This window comes from Novosphingobium sp. BL-S-33 (genome assembly GCF_056857025.1).
In genome coordinates this window covers 2291898-2311414 of the sequence record NZ_CM166474.1, presented here as the reverse complement: position 1 = coordinate 2311414, position 19517 = coordinate 2291898, and the positions used below count along the sequence as shown (strand labels likewise).

The 19517-nt window shown below is 64.9% G+C and carries 15 protein-coding genes; 10 read left to right on the top strand and 5 right to left on the bottom strand.

The window, feature by feature from the left end; translation table 11 throughout:
• Positions 1–6 precede the first annotated feature (6 nt).
• Together AC1VVM_RS10755 and AC1VVM_RS10750 are read left to right on the top strand one after the other, a co-directional pair.
• Positions 7–3204, top strand: a complete 3198-nt coding sequence (locus tag AC1VVM_RS10755) for a multidrug efflux RND transporter permease subunit (protein WP_482955039.1) — start codon at positions 7–9, stop codon at positions 3202–3204.
• Positions 3201–4613, top strand: coding sequence for an efflux transporter outer membrane subunit (locus AC1VVM_RS10750; protein WP_482903934.1), 1413 nt, complete (start codon positions 3201–3203; stop codon positions 4611–4613). The genes AC1VVM_RS10755 and AC1VVM_RS10750 overlap by 4 nt, the downstream gene beginning before the upstream one ends.
• A gap of 1 nt (position 4614) precedes the next feature.
• On the opposite strand, the gene AC1VVM_RS10745 is transcribed toward AC1VVM_RS10750, so the two are convergent.
• Both AC1VVM_RS10745 and AC1VVM_RS10740 read right to left on the bottom strand, forming a co-directional pair.
• Positions 4615–5652 carry an NAD(P)H-dependent amine dehydrogenase family protein gene (locus AC1VVM_RS10745; protein ID WP_482955038.1) on the bottom strand — a complete coding sequence of 346 codons (1038 nt, stop codon included), beginning with the start codon at positions 5650–5652 and terminating at the stop codon, positions 4615–4617.
• Between the two features lie 87 nt (positions 5653–5739).
• Positions 5740–7425: an MFS transporter gene (locus AC1VVM_RS10740; RefSeq protein ID WP_482955037.1), complete on the bottom strand. Its 1686-nt coding sequence runs from the start codon at positions 7423–7425 to the stop codon at positions 5740–5742.
• Between the two features lie 271 nt (positions 7426–7696).
• Between AC1VVM_RS10740 and AC1VVM_RS10735 the strand changes: the two genes are divergently transcribed.
• Positions 7697–8950 (top strand): acetyl-CoA C-acetyltransferase, encoded by a 1254-nt coding sequence (locus AC1VVM_RS10735; RefSeq protein ID WP_482903931.1) that lies wholly within the window; start codon positions 7697–7699, stop codon positions 8948–8950.
• A 16-nt stretch (positions 8951–8966) separates the two neighbouring features.
• Entirely contained in the window at positions 8967–9455 is a 489-nt protein-coding gene (locus tag AC1VVM_RS10730; RefSeq protein ID WP_207904600.1) for a MarR family winged helix-turn-helix transcriptional regulator, read from the top strand.
• Between the two features lie 101 nt (positions 9456–9556).
• Here the strand turns inward: AC1VVM_RS10730 and AC1VVM_RS10725 are convergent, their stop codons facing one another.
• Positions 9557–9868, bottom strand: coding sequence for a hypothetical protein (locus AC1VVM_RS10725; protein WP_132385123.1), 312 nt, complete (start codon positions 9866–9868; stop codon positions 9557–9559).
• Positions 9869–10207: 339 nt separating this feature from the next.
• On the opposite strand from AC1VVM_RS10725, the gene AC1VVM_RS10720 reads away from it, so the two are divergent.
• The 5 genes from AC1VVM_RS10720 to AC1VVM_RS10700 are packed head-to-tail and all read left to right on the top strand — an operon-like array spanning position 10208 to position 15902.
• On the top strand, positions 10208–11437 hold the full coding sequence (locus AC1VVM_RS10720; RefSeq protein WP_482903930.1) for a CaiB/BaiF CoA transferase family protein: 1230 nt from the start codon (positions 10208–10210) through the stop codon (positions 11435–11437).
• Positions 11438–11497: 60 nt separating this feature from the next.
• The gene (locus AC1VVM_RS10715) at positions 11498–11788 is read left to right on the top strand and encodes a hypothetical protein (protein WP_482955036.1); all 291 of its coding nucleotides are present in this window, start codon (positions 11498–11500) and stop codon (positions 11786–11788) included.
• 4 nt (positions 11789–11792) lie between these two features.
• Positions 11793–13292: a class I adenylate-forming enzyme family protein gene (locus AC1VVM_RS10710; protein WP_482903929.1), complete on the top strand. Its 1500-nt coding sequence runs from the start codon at positions 11793–11795 to the stop codon at positions 13290–13292.
• The gene (locus tag AC1VVM_RS10705) at positions 13276–14481 is read left to right on the top strand and encodes a CoA transferase (RefSeq protein WP_482903928.1); all 1206 of its coding nucleotides are present in this window, start codon (positions 13276–13278) and stop codon (positions 14479–14481) included. The genes AC1VVM_RS10710 and AC1VVM_RS10705 overlap by 17 nt, the downstream gene beginning before the upstream one ends.
• Complete coding sequence (locus AC1VVM_RS10700; RefSeq protein ID WP_482955035.1) at positions 14475–15902, top strand: amidohydrolase; 1428 nt, start codon at positions 14475–14477, stop codon at positions 15900–15902. Before AC1VVM_RS10705 ends, AC1VVM_RS10700 begins: the two co-directional genes overlap by 7 nt.
• Here the strand turns inward: AC1VVM_RS10700 and AC1VVM_RS10695 are convergent.
• Complete coding sequence (locus AC1VVM_RS10695; RefSeq protein WP_482903926.1) at positions 15828–16760, bottom strand: enoyl-CoA hydratase/isomerase family protein; 933 nt, start codon at positions 16758–16760, stop codon at positions 15828–15830. The genes AC1VVM_RS10700 and AC1VVM_RS10695 overlap by 75 nt on opposite strands.
• A gap of 327 nt (positions 16761–17087) precedes the next feature.
• Between AC1VVM_RS10695 and AC1VVM_RS10690 the strand changes: the two genes are divergently transcribed.
• Positions 17088–17894: a helix-turn-helix domain-containing protein gene (locus AC1VVM_RS10690; protein ID WP_482903925.1), complete on the top strand. Its 807-nt coding sequence runs from the start codon at positions 17088–17090 to the stop codon at positions 17892–17894.
• A 76-nt stretch (positions 17895–17970) separates the two neighbouring features.
• On the opposite strand, the gene AC1VVM_RS10685 is transcribed toward AC1VVM_RS10690, so the two are convergent.
• On the bottom strand, positions 17971–19311 hold the full coding sequence (locus AC1VVM_RS10685; protein ID WP_482903924.1) for an amidohydrolase family protein: 1341 nt from the start codon (positions 19309–19311) through the stop codon (positions 17971–17973).
• Positions 19312–19517 lie beyond the last annotated feature (206 nt).

The following is a 19517-nucleotide window of genomic DNA, read 5'->3' as shown; positions in this document are numbered from 1 at the left end:
CCTCCCATGTCCCGGATATTCATCGACAGGCCGATCTTCGCCTGGGTTCTCGCCATCATCGTCATGCTGGCCGGCGCCGGCGCGCTGGTTTACCTGCCCAACGAGCAGTATCCGGACATCGCGCCCGCGCAGGTCAATATCCGCGCGACCTACAACGGCGCCTCGGCCGAAACGATCGAGAACAGCGTCACCCAGATCATCGAGCAGCAGCTGACCGGCATCGACGGCCTGCTATACTTCTCGTCGCAATCCTCGAACCGTGGCCAGGCCACGATCAGCGCGGTCTTCGCCAAGGGTACCGACCCCGACATCGCGCAGGTGCAGGTCCAGAACAAGGTCCAGTCCGCGCTCTCGCGCCTGCCGCAGGCGGTGCAGAGCCAGGGCGTTACCGTCACCAAGTCGAACCCCGACCAGCTGCTGCTGGTGGCCGTCTACGACGAGACCGACGGGCGTTCGAACCAGGACGTTTCGGACTACCTGACCTCGAACATCCAGGACCCGCTCTCGCGCCTTGAAGGCGTGGGCGACGTCAACGTGTTCGGCGCGCCGCACGCGATGCGCATCTGGCTCGATCCCGCCAAGCTGGCCGCCGTCTCGCTGATGCCGAGCGACGTGACCACGGCGATCACCGCGCAGAACACCGAAGTCGCCGCAGGTGAAATCGGCGGCCTCCCCGCGCCGCAGGATCAGGCGATCGACGCCATCGTCACCGCCGGTTCGCGCCTGCAAACGGCCGACCAGTTCCGCGACATCGTGCTCAAGACCAACAGCGACGGCTCGACGGTAACGATCGGCGACGTCGCCCGTGTCGAGATCGGCGCGGACAATTACAGCACGATCAGCCGCATCAACGGGCACCCCGGTGCCGGTATCTCGATCTCGCTTTCGCCGGGCGCCGACGCGCTGGCGACGGCCGAGCGCGTGAAGGCGGCGATGTCGCAGCTTGCCGTGGGCATGCCCGATGGCCTTGCCTACGATTACGGCAACGATTCCACGGCGTTCATCAAGCTGTCGGTCTCCGAAGTCGAAAAGGCGCTGTTCGAGGCGATCGTGCTGGTCGTCATCGTCATGTTCGTGTTCCTGCAGAGCTGGCGCGCCACGCTGATCCCGGCCATTGCCGTGCCGGTGGTGCTGCTGGGCACCTTTGCGGTGTTCTACATCGCCGGGTTCACGATCAACACGCTGACGCTGTTCGGCCTTGTCCTTGCGATCGGCCTGCTGGTCGACGACGCCATCGTCGTCGTCGAGAACGTCGAACGATTGCTGGAGGAAAATCCGGGCATGACCGCCCGGCAGGCGACCATCAAGTCGATGGAGGAAATCCAGGTCGCGCTGATCGCCATCGCGCTGGTGCTGTCTGCCGTGTTCCTGCCGATGGCCTTCTTCGGCGGCTCGACCGGCGTGATCTACCGCCAGTTCTCGCTGACGATCGTCGTTGCCATGGTGCTCTCGGTGCTGGTGGCGTTGATCCTCAGCCCCGCACTGACTGCAACGCTGCTCAAGGCCAAAGTCCACGGCAAGGAAGAGCCGACCTGGTTCGACCGCCACGTGCCGTGGCTGGCGAACTTGTGGCTGCGCTTCCACACCGGCTTCAACAACGGCTTCGAGCGCCTGACCAACGGCTATGTCCGCCGCGTCGAGCACGTGGTCGCGCACAAGTGGCGCTGGCTCGGGCTGTTCCTGATCGCCTGTGCCGCAACGTATTTCCTGTTCCACCGACTGCCCACCGGCTTCCTCCCCAACGAGGACCAGGGTTCGATCATGGTGCAGTGGCGCCTGCCTGCAGGCTCGCCGCGCACGCGCACCGAAGACGTGCAGCACAAGATCGAGCAGTATTTCGCGACGTACGAAAAGGGCAACGTCGAGAACATGTTCACCGTCTCGGGCGGCGGACAGGGCGCGGCCGGCCAGAACACCGGACAGGCCTTCATTACGCTGGTCGATTGGGACAAGCGTCCGGGTTCGAAGAACACCGCCGATGCCATCGTCCAGCGCGCCAACGGGGCCTTCAAGGGGCTGCGCGACGCACAGGTCTTCACGCTGGTTCCCGGCGCAATTCGCGGCCTCGGTCAATCGTCCGGCTTCACCATGGAGCTTCAGAACCGCTCGGGCATGACCCGTTCGCAGTTCCAGCAGGCGCGTGACCAGCTGCTGAGCAAGGCCGCTGCCGACAGCCGCCTGACCAACGTGCGCCTAAGCGACCTTCCCGAAGTCTCGACCCTGAAGATCGCCACGAACACGCGCGCGCTCACGGCCTATGGCCTCACCGCCGCGAACGTGAACAACACGCTGCAAACGGCGTGGGGCGGCACGTACGTGAACGACTTCCTCGACAAGGGCCGCGTGAAGAAGGTCTACGTTCAGGGCGACGCGCAGTTCCGCTCGCGCCCCGAAGATCTCGCGCGCTGGTTCGTGCGCGGTTCGAACGGGCAGATGGCGCCCTTCTCGGCCTTCTCGACGCAGAGCTGGTCAACCGCGCCAAGCTCGACCTCGCGCTTCAACGGCCTGCAGGCCTATGAATTCTCGGGCACTCCGTCGCCGGGCGTCAGCTCGGGCACGGCGATGCAGATCATGCAGGATCTGGCCAGCCAGATCCCCGGCACCGCCGTCGCATGGTCGGGCTCGTCCTATCAGGAGCGCCTGTCCTCGGGTCAGGCCCCGGTGCTCTACGCACTGTCGCTGCTGGTCGTGTTCCTGTGCCTTGCCGCGCTTTACGAAAGCTGGTCGATCCCGATCGCGGTGATCATGGTCATTCCGCTCGGCCTGCTGGGCGCGGTTCTGGCGGTCACGCTGCGCGGGCTTGAGAACGACGTTTATCTGCAGATCGGCCTGCTCACGACCATGGGCCTTGCCGCCAAGAACGCGATTCTCATGATCGAGTTCGCGGAAATGGCCGAAAAGCAGGGCAAGCGCGTGATCGAAGCGGCACTGGAAGCTGCCCGCATCCGCCTGCGTCCGATCCTGATGACCAGCTTCGCCTTCATCTTCGGCGTGCTGCCGCTGGCCGTGGCAAGCGGCGCAGGCGCCAACAGCCGCATCGCCATCGGTACGGCCGTGGTCGGCGGCATGCTGACCGCGACGCTGCTGGCGATCTTCTTCATCCCGCTGTTCTTCGTGCTCGTACGCCGGGGCGTGCGCGATGGCCTTGCCGCTGTCCGTCACCAGATCCAGAAGCGCCGCGAAGCGAAGGGAGACGCCGCATGATCCGCTCCCGCACCCTGAAGCTGGCGGCACTTGCCCTGCCCGCCATGGCCCTGAGTGCCTGCTCGATGGCGCCGAAGTACGTGCAGCCGACGCCGCCGGTCTCGCAATCGTGGCCGGTGGGCGATGCCTATCTTGCGCAGAGCGAGGCGAACCTCCCGCTGGTTTCCTACACCGAGATCTTCCGCGACCCGCGCTTGCAAAAGCTGGTCGAACAGGCGCTCACCGAAAACCGCGACTTGCGCGTGGCAGCGGCCAATCTCGCCGCAGCCCGCGCGCAAGTGCGCGTGACCCGGGCGGACCAGATCCCCGCGATCGGCGCCACCGCATCGGTCACGCGCAACGAAGTCAACGGATCGGGCGATGCCACCGCGCTTTCGCTCAAGGGCGGCATTTCCAGCTTCGAGATCGACTTTTTCGGCAAATACGCCAGCGCCACCGAAGCCCAGCGCAACACGGCGCTCTCGACCGAAGCCGCTGCCCGCACCGTCCGCCTCGGCCTCGTCGCCGATCTGGCGCAGGCCTGGGCGAACTATGGTGCCGACCGCGACCTGCTGAACATCGCGAAGGCCACGGCTGACAACGCCCAGCACTCGGTCGTGCTCAACACCGCGCGCCTCAAGGGCGGCGTCGCACCGCGCACCGACCTGAGGCAGGCCGAACAGGTCCTGGAAACGGCCAAAGGCGACCTTGCGGCGCAGACCGCCCTGCTCGCGCAGGACGTGAACGCGATCCGCCTGCTGGTCGGCGCCGATTTCGACGAGAGCCTGCTTCCCGGCGGCATCGACGAGGTCAATGCCCAGCTCGCCGTGCTACCCGCCGGCACCAGCTCGCAGGTCCTGCTGCGCCGTCCCGACGTGGTCGAGGCCGAGTACGAGCTACGTGCCGCCAATGCCGACATAGGTGTCGCTCGGGCCGAACTGTTCCCTTCGATCTCGCTGACCACCCTGCTCGGCTTTGCGAGCGACGGGCTGACTTCGCTCTTCAGCAAGGGCGCCTTCGCGGCCACCGCTGGCGCCGACGCAAACTGGACGATCTTCAACGCGGGCGGCAAGCTGGCCAACGTCGATGTCTCGAAAGCCAAGCGCGATGCTGCGTTGGCGACCTATGAGAAGTCGATCCAGACCGCCTTCAGCGAAGTTTCCGATGCGCTGGCCGATCAGGGCACGCTCGGTGAACGCCTGCGCGCGGCCAGCAGCTACACCAATGCCGCCGCCGACACCGCGCGCCTGACCGAGGCGACATACAAGCAGGGCATCGCCAGCTCGCTCGATAACCTCGATGCCCAGCGCAGCCTCTACACCGCACGCAAGCTGGAAATCGCGACGCGGCTTGCCGTCGCCAGCAACCGCGTCACGCTCTACCGCGTACTCGGCGGCGATCAGGCGACCGCCTCCGAGCCGCCGCGATAAGTCAGCCGAAAATCGGGATGATCTGTGGCAGGTCCACGGTCGTCCTGATACCCGGTGCAGCCGCGCAAACGGCCGGAATCGCATTGACCGGACGATGCGCGGTGAGCCCCGGAGTGAAGGCGGCATAGTCCTCGGGCGCCACCGGGAACATGATGTCCATCCGCACCGGCGTATCGCCGCCGGTGGTCACGCGCCAGCCCGATTCCCGCAGATCCCAGTCGTGCTCGATATCGGTGGTGACGTACCAGTTGGCACGAAAACGCATGATCGGCTCGCCCTTGTGCAGGCAGGTGATCGTGGTGCGCATGGCCCCGACGGTACCCGCCGGCACAGTGCCTGCCGCGATGGTCAGGTCCTGCTTCGTTGCGGAAAGTTCGCCGAACGCCTCGATCGCATCGATCTCAAGGCCCATGGCGTCGGCCACTTGCGAGAGCGAGCTGCCGAAGTCACCCTTGAGATGCTCGGCCCGGCGCTGGTCGAACGGGGCCATTTCCGCACCGAAGCCCATGATCTGGAACAGCATTTCCGGCGAATCGCGGCTCGATACGTCGGCGAATTCGTCGATGGTCAGAACGCCGTGGCGACGCTCCAGCGAGAGCAGCGGGATCGCCAGCGCCTCTGTCACGAAGCCCGGGCTCGATCCGGTGGAGTAGACCGAAGTGCCGCCTTTCGCGCAGGCCGCCTCTACCCGCGCGCGAATGTCGGCATCCATCAGGCGCGGATTGTGGAAGTCGCCGCGCGTGGTGATGACGTTCTTGCCCGAAGCCAGCAACGCGCAAAGCTCGCCCCAATCGGTGCCCTGCCGCATGTAAAGCACGCAATCGGCATCCAGCGCGAGGATATCGTCCAGCGAATTCGTGGCGCGCACGCCGGTAGCCGGCAGCCCGCAAAGTTCGCCCGCGTCCTTGCCCGCCTTCTCGGGTGACGAGACCCAGAGGCCCACAAGCTCCATGCGCGGATGCTCGATCACGGTGCGCAGCGCGCGGCTGCCGACATTGCCCGTGGCCCACTGAACCACGCGCCAGATCTTGTCCTGCATTATATTCTCTCCCGCAATTCGTTGCTTCACCACGCCAGCGAGCGTCAGCCTCGGCAATTCCCTTATGGGGACAGACTGAAAGACGCCTCAGGGCGCCATCCAGCCCACCGTTTCCTGTTTCGGATCGTACGATTCCGCCTTCCAGCGCACGGAGCCGAACGGCCGCTCCAACTGCCGCCGTACGCGGTTGGCCGGGCGCGTCCGGTTGAAGGCGTCGGCGGCGGCCTGGATCTCGTAATCGGCCTCGGTAAAGCGGTCGCGCAGCCGCAGGTAATCGCCCCAGGTCGGGCAATGATAGCGTTCGGTCCAGAGTGACGGATTGGCGATGTCACGCGCGATGGACCACGCGAATCCGCCGTTTCGCTTACGCATGGACTGCATCTTCATCATCGTCGCGTAGAATTCGCGCGCCTGATCGGGATCGACGTCATAGTCCACCTCGATCACCACGGGCCCCGAACGCAGCGTCAGCGCCATGCCGACCTCGGGCTCATGGCCCAGCGGCATTTCGGACGTGCCGCTGGCGGTATCGCGCGCAATCGGCAGGATGAAACCGAGCAGCGCCGTTGCCGCCACCGCCAGCCCCGAGGCGAGCATGGCGTGGGCAACGCCCTGCTGCTGCGCGAATTGCCCCCAGCACCAGGCACCGATGCCGATCCCGGCAGTGATGGCCGAGGAGAACAGCGAAAGCGCACGCGCCGTCACCCAGCGCGGCGCCGAAAGCTGCACGGTGACGTTGAGCATGGCGATGGTCAGGATATTGCAGGCGCCCACTAGCAGGAAAGCCGCGCAGGTCAATATGAGGTCGTGACTGAAGCCGATCACCGCCAGCGCCGCGCCGGTGCCGATCGCGAAGAGGCGCACGGCCATCTCGGTCGAGATCGTCTCGCGGATGCGGCTGACGAAGAGCGCGCCCGTCACCGCGCCAACGCCCTGCGCGCCGAGCAGAAGGCCGTAAGTCGCGGCATTGCCGTGCAGCAGGTCGCGCGCGATCAGCGGCGCCAGTGCGGAAGCGGTTGCAGTGGAAAGCCCAAAGGCCAGCACGCGCAGCAGCGCCGTGCGGATCGCCGGGGCGTGGAGCGCATAACGCGCCCCGCCGAGCATGGCCCGGTCCATCCGTTCCGGCGGCAGCCGCGAAGGTACGTGCCGCCTCCGCCACATGACGAACGCGAAGAACAGCGGAAGGTAGAGCAGCGCGGTCATGCCAAAAACCGCACGGGCCCCGTAGAGCACGACGATAAGACCCCCGAGCGCCGGCCCGAAGCTGCGCGCGACATTGTAGCTGATCGTTCCCAGCGCCACGGCGGCGGGTAGATGCTCGCGCGAGACCTGCTCGGGAATCGAGGCCTGCCAGGACGGCGAATAGAGCGCCACGCCCGCACCGATCAGCGCGCAGAACAGCAGCAATATCCAAGGCGTGACAAGGCCGAGGAACGCGATAGTCGCCAGCACGGCAGCGCAGCATGCGCTGCAAGCAAGCCCGGTCATGGCGATACGGCGGCGGTCGAACATGTCGGCGATGGCGCCCGCAGGCAGTGTCACTACCATCAGCGGCAACATCATCGCGCTCTGCACGAGCGCCACCATTTCCGCCGAACTGGTGAGCCGCGTCATTTCCCATGCCGCGCCGACGCCGAGGAAAAGCTGCCCGAAATTCGAGAACAGGCTGGCCGTCCAGATCCGGCGGAACGTGCCCTCCCGCAAGGGCGCGAATGCGCCGCCCTGCCCGGTTATCACGTCTTGCGATGTTTCGTCGTGGCCGCTGGCCCCCACGCCTTTCCCCTTTATCCTGTCCCTACCCCTTGCTTTGTCCCGCGCATCGCTACCGTCAAGCCGGGCCTGCGCCGCCGTCACGATCTATGGCCTTACTGCGTATGCTTGACGGGGTGACTGTAAGCTCCGATATACTTTCAAATGAAAGCAATCGCCGCTGCGATAGGACAGCCCCCTCCAATTGCAATTGCCCTGACCTGCCAGCATGACCTCAAGCCAAGGCGCCGCAAATGACCACCGGCGCCACATGGGAATTTGAGGAGATCCGATCGTGACCGAAGCCTGGATCATCGACACTGTGCGCACCCCCCGGTCCATCGGCAAGATGGGCAAGGGCGCGCTCTCGCAGATGCACCCTGAGCATCTCTCCGCCACCGTTCTTGCCGCTATCAAGGAGCGTAACGCGCTCGATACCTCGGATGTGGATGACGTGATCTGGGGCGTTTCGGCGGCGATCGGCCTACAGGGCGGCGATATCGGCCGTATGGCCGCGCTCGACGCCGGCTATGACGTGCGCGCCGGCGGCGTCACGCTCAACCGCTTCTGCGGATCCAGCATCACCGCCACCAACCTTGCCGCCGCAATGATCATGTCAGGCATGTCGGACCTGATGGTCGCGGGCGGGATGGACATGCTTTCCTACGCCAATGCGCATGGCATGAAGATGCGCGAAGCCGGGGTCGGCAGCGCCGGCATGGGCGCGGGCAATCCCCGGCTCCAGGCCAAGCATCCGCAGACAAACCAGGGCATCGCCGCCGACGCCATCGCCGCGATGGAAGGCATCAGCCGCGAAGAACTGGAAGCGTTCGGCGTAGAGAGCCAGCGCCGGGCCGCCGTCGCCATCGCCGAGGGCCGCTTTGACCGCTCGACGATCGTGGTGAAGGACGATGAGGGCAACGTGATCCTCGATCATGAGGAATACCCGCGCCCCGACACCACCGCAGAAGGCCTGGCTCAGCTCAAGCCGGCATTCGAAATGTTCTACAACATGCCCTCGGCGCCGGGCGGCAAGACTTACGTCGAACTGGTCAACCAGGTTTACCCCGACCTCGATGTGAAGCCGATCCACCATGTCGGCATTTCCTCGGGCGTGGTGGATGGCGCTTCCGCGATCCTGCTGGCGTCCAAGGACTATGCCGAGAAGCACGGCCTCAAGCCCCGCGCACGCATCGTCGCCATGGCCGAGATCGGCGATTGTCCGACGCTCATGCTCAACGGCCCGGTGCCGGCGGCCAAGAAAGTGCTGGCCAAGGCGGGACTGACCAAGGACCAGATCGACGTCTGGGAAGTGAACGAGGCTTTCGCCGTCGTGGTCGAAAAGCTGATCCGCGACCTCGATCTCGACCGCGCGAAGGTGAACCCCAACGGCGGCTCGATCGCGCTAGGCCATCCCATCGGCGCGACCGGCGCGATCCTGATCGGCACCGCGCTTGACGAACTCGAACGCACCGGCGGTCGCTACGGGCTCATCACCATGTGCGCTGCTGGCGGCATGGCGCCCGCCATTATCATCGAACGAATTTGAACCAAGGAGATACGTGTTGGCCACCGAGGCGGAAGACAAGCTGAGCGGGCGATTTGTCGATATTCTGAACGACAAGGACGAAAGCCCCCGCCGCCAGGTGAGCCTGCGCATGACGGTGATTGCGCGCCTCCAGCGCAACAAATTCGATCGGCTTGTTACCGAATTGAACGTCACGCGCTCACAGTGGGCGATGATTGCGGTGGTGGCGCGCTATCCGGGTTCGACCCAGCGCACCATCGCCGAATATCTCGAAATGTCGGAAGCTTCGGCAGGCCGGCTGATCGACCGACTGTGCACGGAAGGACTGCTCGAACGGCGGGACCGGCGCGATGACCGGCGGGCCCGCTCGGTCTATCTGACCGAGGCCGCGCGGCCACTGCTCGACAAGCTCGGCCTGATCGCCTCCGAAGCGGAAGCACGCATGTTCCACGGCTTCTCCGACGAGGAAGTGGGGCAGCTTCGCGACTATCTCAGCCGCATCTACGACAACGTCAGCCGGGGGTAAGCGCCGGGTTGCCACCCGGTTCTGCTCCACACTGGACTACACAAACAAAAAAAGGGCGGCACCGAAGTGCCGCCCTCTCTTTTTCGTGGCAGTCGGAAGACTTACTTCGCCGAAGCGAGGTCCTTCTTCGTCAGCGAGGTGGTGAGCTTGCCCTGGGCATCGGTCAGGCTGGTAGCCGGAACGGTGATCAGACGGCCGTTGAGGATAACCTGCGGGTTACCATCGGCAGCAACGCGGTAGATCGGGGCAATGCGGGTGCCGTTGGCGGCATAGAGCATCTTGCCGGCGCTCAGGTCGACCGGAGCAGCAGCTTCTTCGGTCACGGCGCGAACCGACTGGGTGGTTTCAGCGACAGCCGGGACAGCGAAAGCGGCGATCGAGGCGACGGCGGCAAGGGCAACGAACTTCTTCATGAGGAACTCTCCAAATCTGAAGCGGGTCGGTCCCCGCGATTTACTCACCTAGGTTAGTAATTCCGTACCTAGGTGTCAATTGCGATTGCCGCAACCGCACAAACTATTTTCGCAACCATCGCTCCCGCGCAGTTTCTCGGGGGTAGCGGCGTTGCCGCAGCGCAGCATGCAATGATCGCACCAGCGAATCCGGGGCTTGATCGTCGCCACGATGGGCTGCGGTGTTGCTCCGGGCCACCTTTGCGCGCAAATCGAAACCAACCGGTGCGACCGGCGAAAACCCGCCTTTCGCACCCTGACCGATACGATAAAACGCAAGATAAAACTGGGGACTGTCAGATGCCGACAAAGGTCATGCAGGGCGTGCGCGTCCTTGAAGTGGCACAGTTCACGTTCACGCCCGCAGCCGGTGCAATTCTGGCCGACTGGGGTGCGGACGTCATCAAGATCGAACACCCCGTGCGCGGCGATACCCAGCGCGGATTCCTCAACATGGGCGGCGTGCAGCTCGATCCGCTGCGCCACACCCTGTTCGAACATCCCAACCGCGGCAAGCGCAGCGTCGGCATCGACCTGTCGACCGCGGAAGGGCAGGAACTGCTCTATGAACTGGCCAAGCAGTGCGACGTGTTCCTCACGAATTACCTGCCGCAGGTCCGCCAGAAGAACCGCTTCGATATCGAGCACATCCGCGCCGCGAACCCGAACATCATCTATGCCCGTGGCAGCGCCTGGGGTGACAAGGGCCCCGAACGCGAAAAGGGCGGTTTCGACGGCACCGCGTTCTGGTCGCGCAGCGGCATCGCGGACTGCATGACTCCGCCCGAACTGCCCGGCCCGCTCTCTCAGGGCATGCCCGCATTCGGCGATTCGATCGGCGGCATGTTCATCGCCGGCGGCATTTCGGCGGCCCTCTTCCACCGCGAAAAGACTGGCGAAACCGCCGAACTCGACGTCTCGCTGATGAGCACGGCTGCCTGGGCGTCGGGCGCGAACATCGCGCAGGCCGTTGAGACCGGCGTGATCACCAAGAACTCGATGCCCAGCTCCGGCGGCGGCGCGAAGAACCCCTTCATGGGCAACTTCTGGACCTCTGACGGCCGCACCATCAACTTGTGCATGGTCAGCCCCACCGGCCTGATCCAGGACACCTTCGAACACATCGGCCGCCCCGAAGCGGCGAACGATCCGCGTTTCAAGGACGTGCTGAGCCTGATCGAAAATGCGAAGGCCGCCAGCGACATCCTTGTCGAAGCCTTTGCCGAAAAGCCCTTCGCCTACTGGCGTGAGCACCTCAAGACGCTGAAGGGTCAGTGGGCGCCGATCCTCAACCTGCTGGAACTGGCAGGTGACGAACAGGCGATCGCCAACGACATGCTGATCGAGGTTGAGGCGGCAGACGGCGGTGCACCGCTGAAGCTGGTGCGCAGCCCGGTGCAGTTCAATCGCGAAGCACTGGAAACCACCCGTTCGCCGCAGGCGTCCGAACATACCGAGATGGTTCTCATGGAATTCGGCGTCGAATGGGACAAGATCGAAGAACTCAAGACCAAGGGCGCCATCGCCTGAGATAGAGTGCCTGAGGCACCCTGCCGGTCACGCTAAAACAGATTACGAGGAATTGGGAAAATGAAGCCTGGAACCCGTCTCAAGAGCGCCACCTGCGACACCGAAGTTATGGTGATCCGCTGCGCCGACGGCACGATCGAATGCGGCGGCGCGCCGATGGGCGAAGCCAAACCCGCCGAGCCTGCTCCCCTCGCCGCCGATTTCACGGCCGGCACGCTGATGGGCAAGCGCTACGTCGATGCGGACGGCAAGTACGAACTGCTTTGCGTGAAGCCCGGCAAGGGTTCGCTCTCGGTCGATGGCGTCGCGCTTGTCACCAAGGACGCCAAACCGCTGCCCGCCTCGGACTGACCCGATGAACATCGCGCTTCTTCTCGAAATGGCGGCCGAGGCCGCGCCCGACCGTGTCGCACTCGTCTGCGACGGTCGGCGCTGGACTTATGGCGATCTGCTCGATGCCGCACGCGGCGCTTTCGAGCTGATCCGCCAGAGCCAGGTGGAATATGTCGCGCTGCTCGACGAGAGCAGCGAGGCCGCGGTGATTGCGGTGTTCGGCGCGGCGCTGGCCGGCGTGCCCTATTGCCCGCTCAACTACCGCCTGCCGGACGCTGATCTCGCCGCCCTGCTCGGCCGCATCACGCCGGCACTGGTTATCGGTGATGAGGAGCGTATCCAGCGCCTGGCGGGCGAACACGACCACACCGTGTTCTCGCGCGAGGAATTCGTCCTCAAGGCACAGGAAACCGTGCCCGACGACGATGCGCGCGAGTATGATCCGGGCGAAGGGATCGCCATCCAGCTCTTCACCAGCGGCACCACCGCTGCGCCGAAGGCGGCGATCCTGCGCCACTCCAACTTGCTCGGCTACATTTTCGGCACGGTCGAATTCGGCTCGGCCGATGAAGCCGACGCCGCGCTGGTGGTCGTGCCGCCCTATCATATCGCGGGCATTTCGGCCCTGCTCTCGTCGATCTACTCGCTGCGCAAGATCGTGATGCTACCCAGCTTCTCGCCCGAAGGCTGGCTGGCGCTGGTCGGCGGCGAGGCCGTCACGAACGCCTTCGTCGTGCCGACTATGCTAGCACGTATCATCGACGCCATGGAAAAGGGCGCCAGCGGCGAGGTCTCCTCGCTCCGCGCGATCGCCTATGGCGGCGGCAAGATGCCGCTGGAAGTGATCCAGAAGGCGCTGGAACGCTTCCCCGAGGCCGGCTTCACCAATGCCTATGGCCTCACCGAAACCAGCTCGACAATCGCCCTGCTCGGCCCGGACGAACACCGCGACGCCCTGGCGTCCGATGATCCCAAAGTCCGCGCGCGCCTGACCTCGCTGGGCAAACCGATCCCGACCGTCGAGATCGAGATTCGCGGCGAAAACGGCGAGGCTCTGCCTGCCGGCGAAGCGGGCGAGATCTATGTGCGCGGCGAGCAGGTTTCGGGTGAGTACAAGGAAAAGAGCGCGCTCGATTCCGAGGGCTGGTTCCCGACCCGCGATGCCGGTTTCATGGACGAGGACGGCTATCTGTTCCTCTCCGGCCGTGCCGATGACGTGATCGTGCGCGGCGGGGAGAATATGTCGCCGGGCGAGATCGAGGACGTGCTGCTCACGCATCCGGCCGTCGCCGACGCCTGCGCCTGCGCGATCCCCTCGGTCGAATGGGGCGAGTCGGTCGGCGTTGCCATCGTTACGCGCGAGGGCCATGCCCTCCCCTGCGAAACCGAGCTCAAGGACCTCATCCGCGCCCGCCTGCGTTCCTCGCGCGTGCCCGAGAAAGTCGTCTTTGTCGCCGAGCTGCCCTACAACGAAATGGGCAAGCTTCTGCGCCGCAAGGTCAAGGATGTCCTTGCCGGCTGACGATGATACCCCCGGCCCGGCGATCCCACTGGCTCGCTGGGCCGACCGGCAACTGGACGCGCTTGCCCGCGATTTCGGACTGCCGCGTTTGTCAGGCGCCACGCTGCTCGGCGAGCGCGCGGCGCACGGCGATTATCGGATAGCGGGACGCATCTCGGCCGGGCTTGGCGGCAGCCGCCTCATGCCGACGCGTGACGGCAACTGGTTCGCGCTCACCCTGATCCGGGAAATCGATCGCGAGCTGCTGCCCGCCCTGTTCGGCGATGCCGGGTTGGATGTGCATGACAGCACCGCGATTGCGGCATCCGTGCTGCGCGGCAATGGCGCCGAACTGCTCGAACGCGGGCGCATGCTGGGCCTTCCGGTCGCCCTGCTCGACGAAATTCCCACATCTCCGCCCGTGGAGGTGATCGCACGCGGTCCGCGCCGCGAGCGGACTGCACAGCGCCGCCCGCTCGTCATCGACATGTCTGCGATCTGGGCGGGGCCGCTGGCCGGGCACTTGCTCTGGCAGGCCGGCATGGACGTCGTGAAGGTCGAAAGCCGCACCCGGCCCGACCTCATCCGCCGCGACGATCCGGCGACTTTCGACCTTATCAACCAAGGCAAGGCCAGCGTCCTGGTCGATTTCGCCAGCGACGTCGAGAAAGCGCTTCTCGTCGACCTGATCCGCCGTGCGGACGTGGTCATCGAAAGCGCGCGGCCGCGCGCCCTGCTGCATCTGGGCATCGATGCCGAAGCGCTGGTGCGCGAGATTCCGGGCCTCGTCTGGCTCACGGTCACGGGCCACGGCGCGCGGGGCGAGGCTGCCAACTGGGTCGGCATCGGCAATGACTGCGGCGTTGCTGGCGGCCTCTCCCGGGCGCTCGCGGATGTGACGGGCGAGCCGGGCTATGTAGGGGACGCGATTGCCGACCCGCTCACCGGCATCACCAGTGCGCGCGAGGCGCTGAAAGCCTTGCGCAGCGGCGAAGCACAGCGCATCGGTCTGTCCATGAGCGCAATCACAGCCATTGCACTGGCCGAGGAACGGGCCTTCGACGCCGCCTTGCTCGAAGCCGAACTGCGCGGTTGGGGAGCGGGCCTCGGCCGGCGCTTCCCCGCGCTCGAACGCCGCGCGACGCAAGCGCCCGTCCGCGCCCTAGGCGCCGACACTGCGCACTATCTGCCTGCACTGGCATCATGCTGATCCGAAGCGCGGAAATTCACGGTCACGGCTTGGCCGATTTGCGCATCGAAGGCGATGTCATCTCCGCCATAGGTGCCCTCACCCAGCGCCCCGGTGAACCCGTTATCGAGGCAAAAGGCGGTGTTCTTCTGCCGGGCCTTCACGACCACCATATCCACCTTGCTGCGCTGGCAGTGCGCGCCGCTTCGGTTGACTGCGGCTCGCCTGCCGTGCGCGATCGCGACGATCTGGCCAGAGCGCTGACGCAGCCCGGCTCAGGCTGGCTGCGCGGTTTCGGATTCTGCGAGAGCGTGCTGGAAGGCACGCTGCCCGATGCGTCGGTGCTCGATACCTTGGTGCAGCATCGCCCGGCCCGCCTGCAACATCGTACCGGCCGCATGTGGCTGCTCAACAGCGCCGCGCTTGACGAACTGCTGGCCGAAAATACCCCACCACCGGGCCTGGAACGCGATGGTGACCGCTTTACCGGGCGCCTTTTCGACGAAGACGCCTGGCTACAACAGGCACTCGCCGGCACCCCGCCCGATTTCTCGCAAGCGAGCGCAGACCTTGCCCGCTGCGGCGTGACCGGCCTTACCGACATGTCGCCGCGCAACGATGCGGTGATGGCGCATCATTTTGCACAGCAGGCAGAGTGCGGACATCTTGCCCTGCACGCCGTGATCGCGGGCCGACTTTCGCTTGTCGATGCGCCGCAACATGGCTGGCGGCTTGGCCCGGCCAAGCTGCACCTGCACGAGGCCGCGCTTCCCGATTTCGACGCGACATGCGCGTGGATCGCCGAGGCGCATGCGCAAAAGCGTGGAGTCGCAGTTCACTGTGTGACCGAAGTCGAACTCGTCTTCACGCTTGCGCTGTTCGAAGTCGTTGGCGCCCAGCACGGCGACCGCATCGAACATGCCTCGATCGTTTCGCCCGAACTGGCCGCGCGCATGGCCGCGCTCGGCCTTTGGGCCTGCGTCCAGCCGCATTTCGTCCATGAGCGCGGCGAGCGTTATCTCCGCGATGTCGAAGCCCAATACCAGCCCGACCTTTACCGCCTGCGCACACTGCGCGAGGCCGGAATCATTCTAGCGGGCGGCAGCGATGCGCCTTACGGCAGCCCGGACCCGTGGGCGGCGATGCGCGCCTCCGTGCTGCGCAACACGCGCGAAGGCACGCCGTTCAATCCCGATGAAGCGCTGACACCCGAACAGGCGCTCGCGCTCTACCTTGCCGATCCGCTCGATCTTTCACGCCAGCGCCGAATTGCGGTGGGCGAAGTAGCAGACCTTTGCGTGCTCGACAGACCCTGGCGGGACGCTCGCGAACGGCTGAAAAGCGCGGATGTCCGCGCCACGTTGGTTTCAGGGCAACTCGTCCACCAGCGCATCGACGAGCCTCCAATTCAACGCCTCGCGCGCCGTGAGGCGGCGGCCTGAAAGTATCATGAGCAATGTGCGCTGCCGCCCGATCCGGCGACTCAGCGACACGCATCCACCAGCGCCGGGCAGAATGCCCATCGCCAGTTCGGGCAATTGAAACCACGAACGCCGTGTAGCGACGATGCGTGAGGCGAAGGCCGCCAATTCCAGTCCCGCGCCGATGCAGGCCCCGTCCACCTGGGCCTCGAATCGGTCGCTGCATTGCGCCGCCTCGCGTCCGGGCAGCGTCAGGCAGCGAATCCGATGCGCCTCGGCCGGGTCCGCCGTAGTACCGAATTCCGCAAGCTCGGCGCCAAGGCTGAAGGCCTTGCCCTTGGCCCGCAGCACGACACGAGAAATCGTCGTATCGACATTGGCCAGCGCGAAGGCCTCATGCAGCGCATCGCGCGTGACGCGGTCTATCGCATTCCCGGCCGCAGGACGGTCGAGGGTAATCGCGAGTATGTCGTCCTCACGGGACAACAGCACCGCGCCCTCCGCACTGGCCGCCCTCTCGCGCGCTGCGATCCAGCGCCGATGTGCTTCGCTTCCCTGCAAGGTCGCATAGGCCAGCGACTCCATGGTCAGCGCCTCGGCGACGGGCAATGACGGCAGGGCGCGCAGCAATTGCGTGACGACCATGGCGGCGAGCGGCTGGGCCATGGCGCCCACCACCAACTGCGATGCATCAAAACGCGGTTCGAGCACGGCATCGAGTCGCGCCGACAAGGGATGCTCACGCGGCCCGATGCCGATCACCGGGCATGGCGGCAGAGCAATCGGCACCCCATCACGCGATTCGCGCGCGAGGTCCACGAAGGCGATCGGCGCCTCGGCCCCCGCAATTTCAGCGATTTCGGCTGCGGGAAATGTCAAATCCTCGGGCCGCATTCCTGGGCAATTCCCTTCCGGCCAGTGACTTGGCCCACGCCAATTCATGGCCGCCGCCCGCGCGATTGACCAGCCCGGCCCACGAATATCACGCCTTGCCGAAGCGCAGATGACGAAAAACCGCGGAATTTAGCGATGTTTCCCACAGAAGCGCGTGCGCGCAATTAATCGTCTGCGCGAAGCCTATTGCGGACGTCCTTCTGCAATGATAACCAAGCTTAGCAAAAAACGAGTTGGGCTCAGTTTTCTGACAGCCGACTCGGGAGAGAAGTGAGTTCACCCAATAACCACCCTTGAGGGAGGAGAGACCTCATGCCTGGAAAGTCCACGTCATCGAACAAGGCCAAGATCGCACGCCGCGTGATCGAGGTGCTTGAATATTTCGACGATGCCCACCGCGAAGCGACCGTCATGGACATCGTTCGCCGCTACAATCGCCCGCAGTCGAGCACGTCGGAACTGCTGTCGAGCCTCGTCGAACTCGGCCTCCTCCATAAGGATCCCTATTCGCGTGCCTACAGCCTCACGCCACGCGCCGCGCTGATCGGCACTTCGGGCCAGCCTGAACTGGTGCGTGACGGCCGCATCGTGCGCCTGATGGACCGTCTGGTCGCCCAAACCGGCCTTTCGGTCGCGCTCCATGCGATGGTCGGCCTCGACGTGCAGATCGTAAACTGGCGCCATGGCCCCCGCGCACTCGCCGCAACGCGTGAGCTTTCGGGCGGTATCAAGGAACCGCTGGCACAAAGCGCTGCCGGTTGGCTGATGCTCTCGACCGTCACGCGCCAGCGCTGCGAAGGTATGGTCCGCCGCCTCAACGCCGAAGCGGACGAGCTGAACAAGTTCACGTTCGCCGACATGATGACGCGCATCGACGCCTGCCGCGATCCGCGCCATGTGTTCGGTCCGGCCGGTTTCGGCAGCGGCGCCGAAGCGCTCTGCGGCCTTGTCCCGCGCCAGCCCGAAGGCCACCCGCTCGTCATCAGCCTGATCTACGGCAAGGACGACAAGGTGAACCCCGAAGCCCTGCTTCAGTCGCTGAGCGACGCCATGCGCAAGTGCCTGCCCGACCCCGTCCAGTTCGCGGAGCCGGAACAGCTGCTGCCGCACGCCGCATAATCCAACAAATCCTGAACGGGTCGCACACCGTTACGGAACGGGCCCCGCGAGATCTCTCGCGGGGCCCATTTTCGTTTCAGGCTTCCTGCTTCTGCATCCGCTTGGTCCGGTCTGTATCTTCGTGGCGCATGAACATCTTCATGATGTCGCCCGAAGTCACAGGACGGGTATCGCCTTCCTCGACCGGCCGCTCGCCCTGCGAGGACTTGGGGCTGGTATCGACGTTTTCCGCCTTCGCCCGCTCACGCAGCGCGCCAACGGTCAGTTCCTCGCGCGTGTAGTGCTGGAACGGATCGAAGCGGAACCAGCGCATCGCGTTCTTGTGCGTGATCTTGTCGATCTGCGCTTCGGTCAGATGGTTGATCGAGGGCCAGAGGTGCTCCGGCACTTCCGGCCACAGCGTATCGGAGTGCGGATAGTCGCATTCGTAGGCGATGTTGTCCTCACCGATGAACTGGATGTTCTGGAGGCCGAAGGCATCGTCGATGAAGCAGTTGAGGAAGTGCCGCTTGAACATTTCGCTCGGCTTCATCTTCTGGAAGCGCGAGTTGGTCCAGGCCTTGTGCCGCCAGTTCGAGAAATCCGCGCGCTCGGTGAAGTAGGGCACCCACCCAATCGAACCTTCCGAAAGCGCGATGCGCATGTCCGGATACTGGTGCAGCGCCTCAAGCTGGAGCCAGTCCGACGCGGCATAGGCGATCGACATCGGCATCGTCGAGATCCACGCCTCGATCGGCGTCTCCATCGAGGCATGGGGCGCGGGATTGCCGCCGCCGATGTGGATGCAGATCGTCATGTCGAGATCGTTGATCGCCTTGTAGAACGGGTCCCAATAGGCGTTGTGGATGCTCGGCAGGCCCTGGCAGGTCGGGTTCTCGCTGATCGAGACAGTGTGGCAGCCCTTGGCCGACACGCGCTTCAGCTCGGCGATGGTCGCGTCCATGTCCCAGGTCGGCAGGATCGCACAGGGGATGAAACGGCCCGGATAGGCGCCGCACCACTCATCGATATGCCAGTCGTTATAAGCGCTTACGTGCATTTTCGCGAGTTCGCGATCAGGCACGCGGTGAAGGCGGCCACCGGCAAAGTCGAACACCGAACCGAAGTTCAGCGACGATGCGATGCCGTTGACGTCCATGTCCTTGATGCGCTCATGCACGTCATAGCAACCGGCGCGCAGCTGATCGAGCGAGGTCGGCTCCATGCCGTATTCCTCGAAAGGACGGCCGACGACGGCATTAAGGCCCACCGAGGGGAATTTCATGCCCTGATAGGTCCACAGGTCCTTGCCATGCTCGTCCTGCACGAGCTTCGGCGCGCTTTCCAACGCAGCACCCGAGAGGTGGTTCTGAAACAGGTCTGGCGGTTCGCTGATGTGATCGTCGACACTGATCAGCACCATGTCGTTCATTTCCATTTCGGCACTCCCATTCGTTGCCGGGCCGGATAGGTCCCCGGCGGGCGCATCTTCGGCGCCTTGGTTTGAGAAGCTACGCCTCCCCTCCCCGACCGGCCAGCACTCATGCCGAGCTATCGCGCCTGCGATTGCGGAGGGGCGGTGATTGAACAGGGCGGCGAGGTATGATGAGGACGGGGAAACGTCACAAGAAAAAGCCCCGGGGA

Excerpts from the sequence above, each read along its gene's own strand:
- AC1VVM_RS10705 (WP_482903928.1), top strand. The coding sequence starts at position 13,276 with ATGTCCTTGCCGGCTGACGATGATACCCCCGGCCCGGCGATCCCACTG.
- AC1VVM_RS10750 (WP_482903934.1), top strand. The coding sequence starts at position 3,201 with ATGATCCGCTCCCGCACCCTGAAGCTGGCGGCACTTGCCCTGCCCGCC.
- AC1VVM_RS10715 (WP_482955036.1), top strand. The coding sequence starts at position 11,498 with ATGAAGCCTGGAACCCGTCTCAAGAGCGCCACCTGCGACACCGAAGTT.
- AC1VVM_RS10720 (WP_482903930.1), top strand. The coding sequence starts at position 10,208 with ATGCCGACAAAGGTCATGCAGGGCGTGCGCGTCCTTGAAGTGGCACAG.
- AC1VVM_RS10710 (WP_482903929.1), top strand. The coding sequence starts at position 11,793 with ATGAACATCGCGCTTCTTCTCGAAATGGCGGCCGAGGCCGCGCCCGAC.
- AC1VVM_RS10745 (WP_482955038.1), bottom strand. The coding sequence starts at position 5,652 with ATGCAGGACAAGATCTGGCGCGTGGTTCAGTGGGCCACGGGCAATGTC.
- AC1VVM_RS10700 (WP_482955035.1), top strand. The coding sequence starts at position 14,475 with ATGCTGATCCGAAGCGCGGAAATTCACGGTCACGGCTTGGCCGATTTG.
- AC1VVM_RS10690 (WP_482903925.1), top strand. The coding sequence starts at position 17,088 with ATGCCTGGAAAGTCCACGTCATCGAACAAGGCCAAGATCGCACGCCGC.
- AC1VVM_RS10725 (WP_132385123.1), bottom strand. The coding sequence starts at position 9,868 with ATGAAGAAGTTCGTTGCCCTTGCCGCCGTCGCCTCGATCGCCGCTTTC.
- AC1VVM_RS10755 (WP_482955039.1), top strand. The coding sequence starts at position 7 with ATGTCCCGGATATTCATCGACAGGCCGATCTTCGCCTGGGTTCTCGCC.
- AC1VVM_RS10685 (WP_482903924.1), bottom strand. The coding sequence starts at position 19,311 with ATGGAAATGAACGACATGGTGCTGATCAGTGTCGACGATCACATCAGC.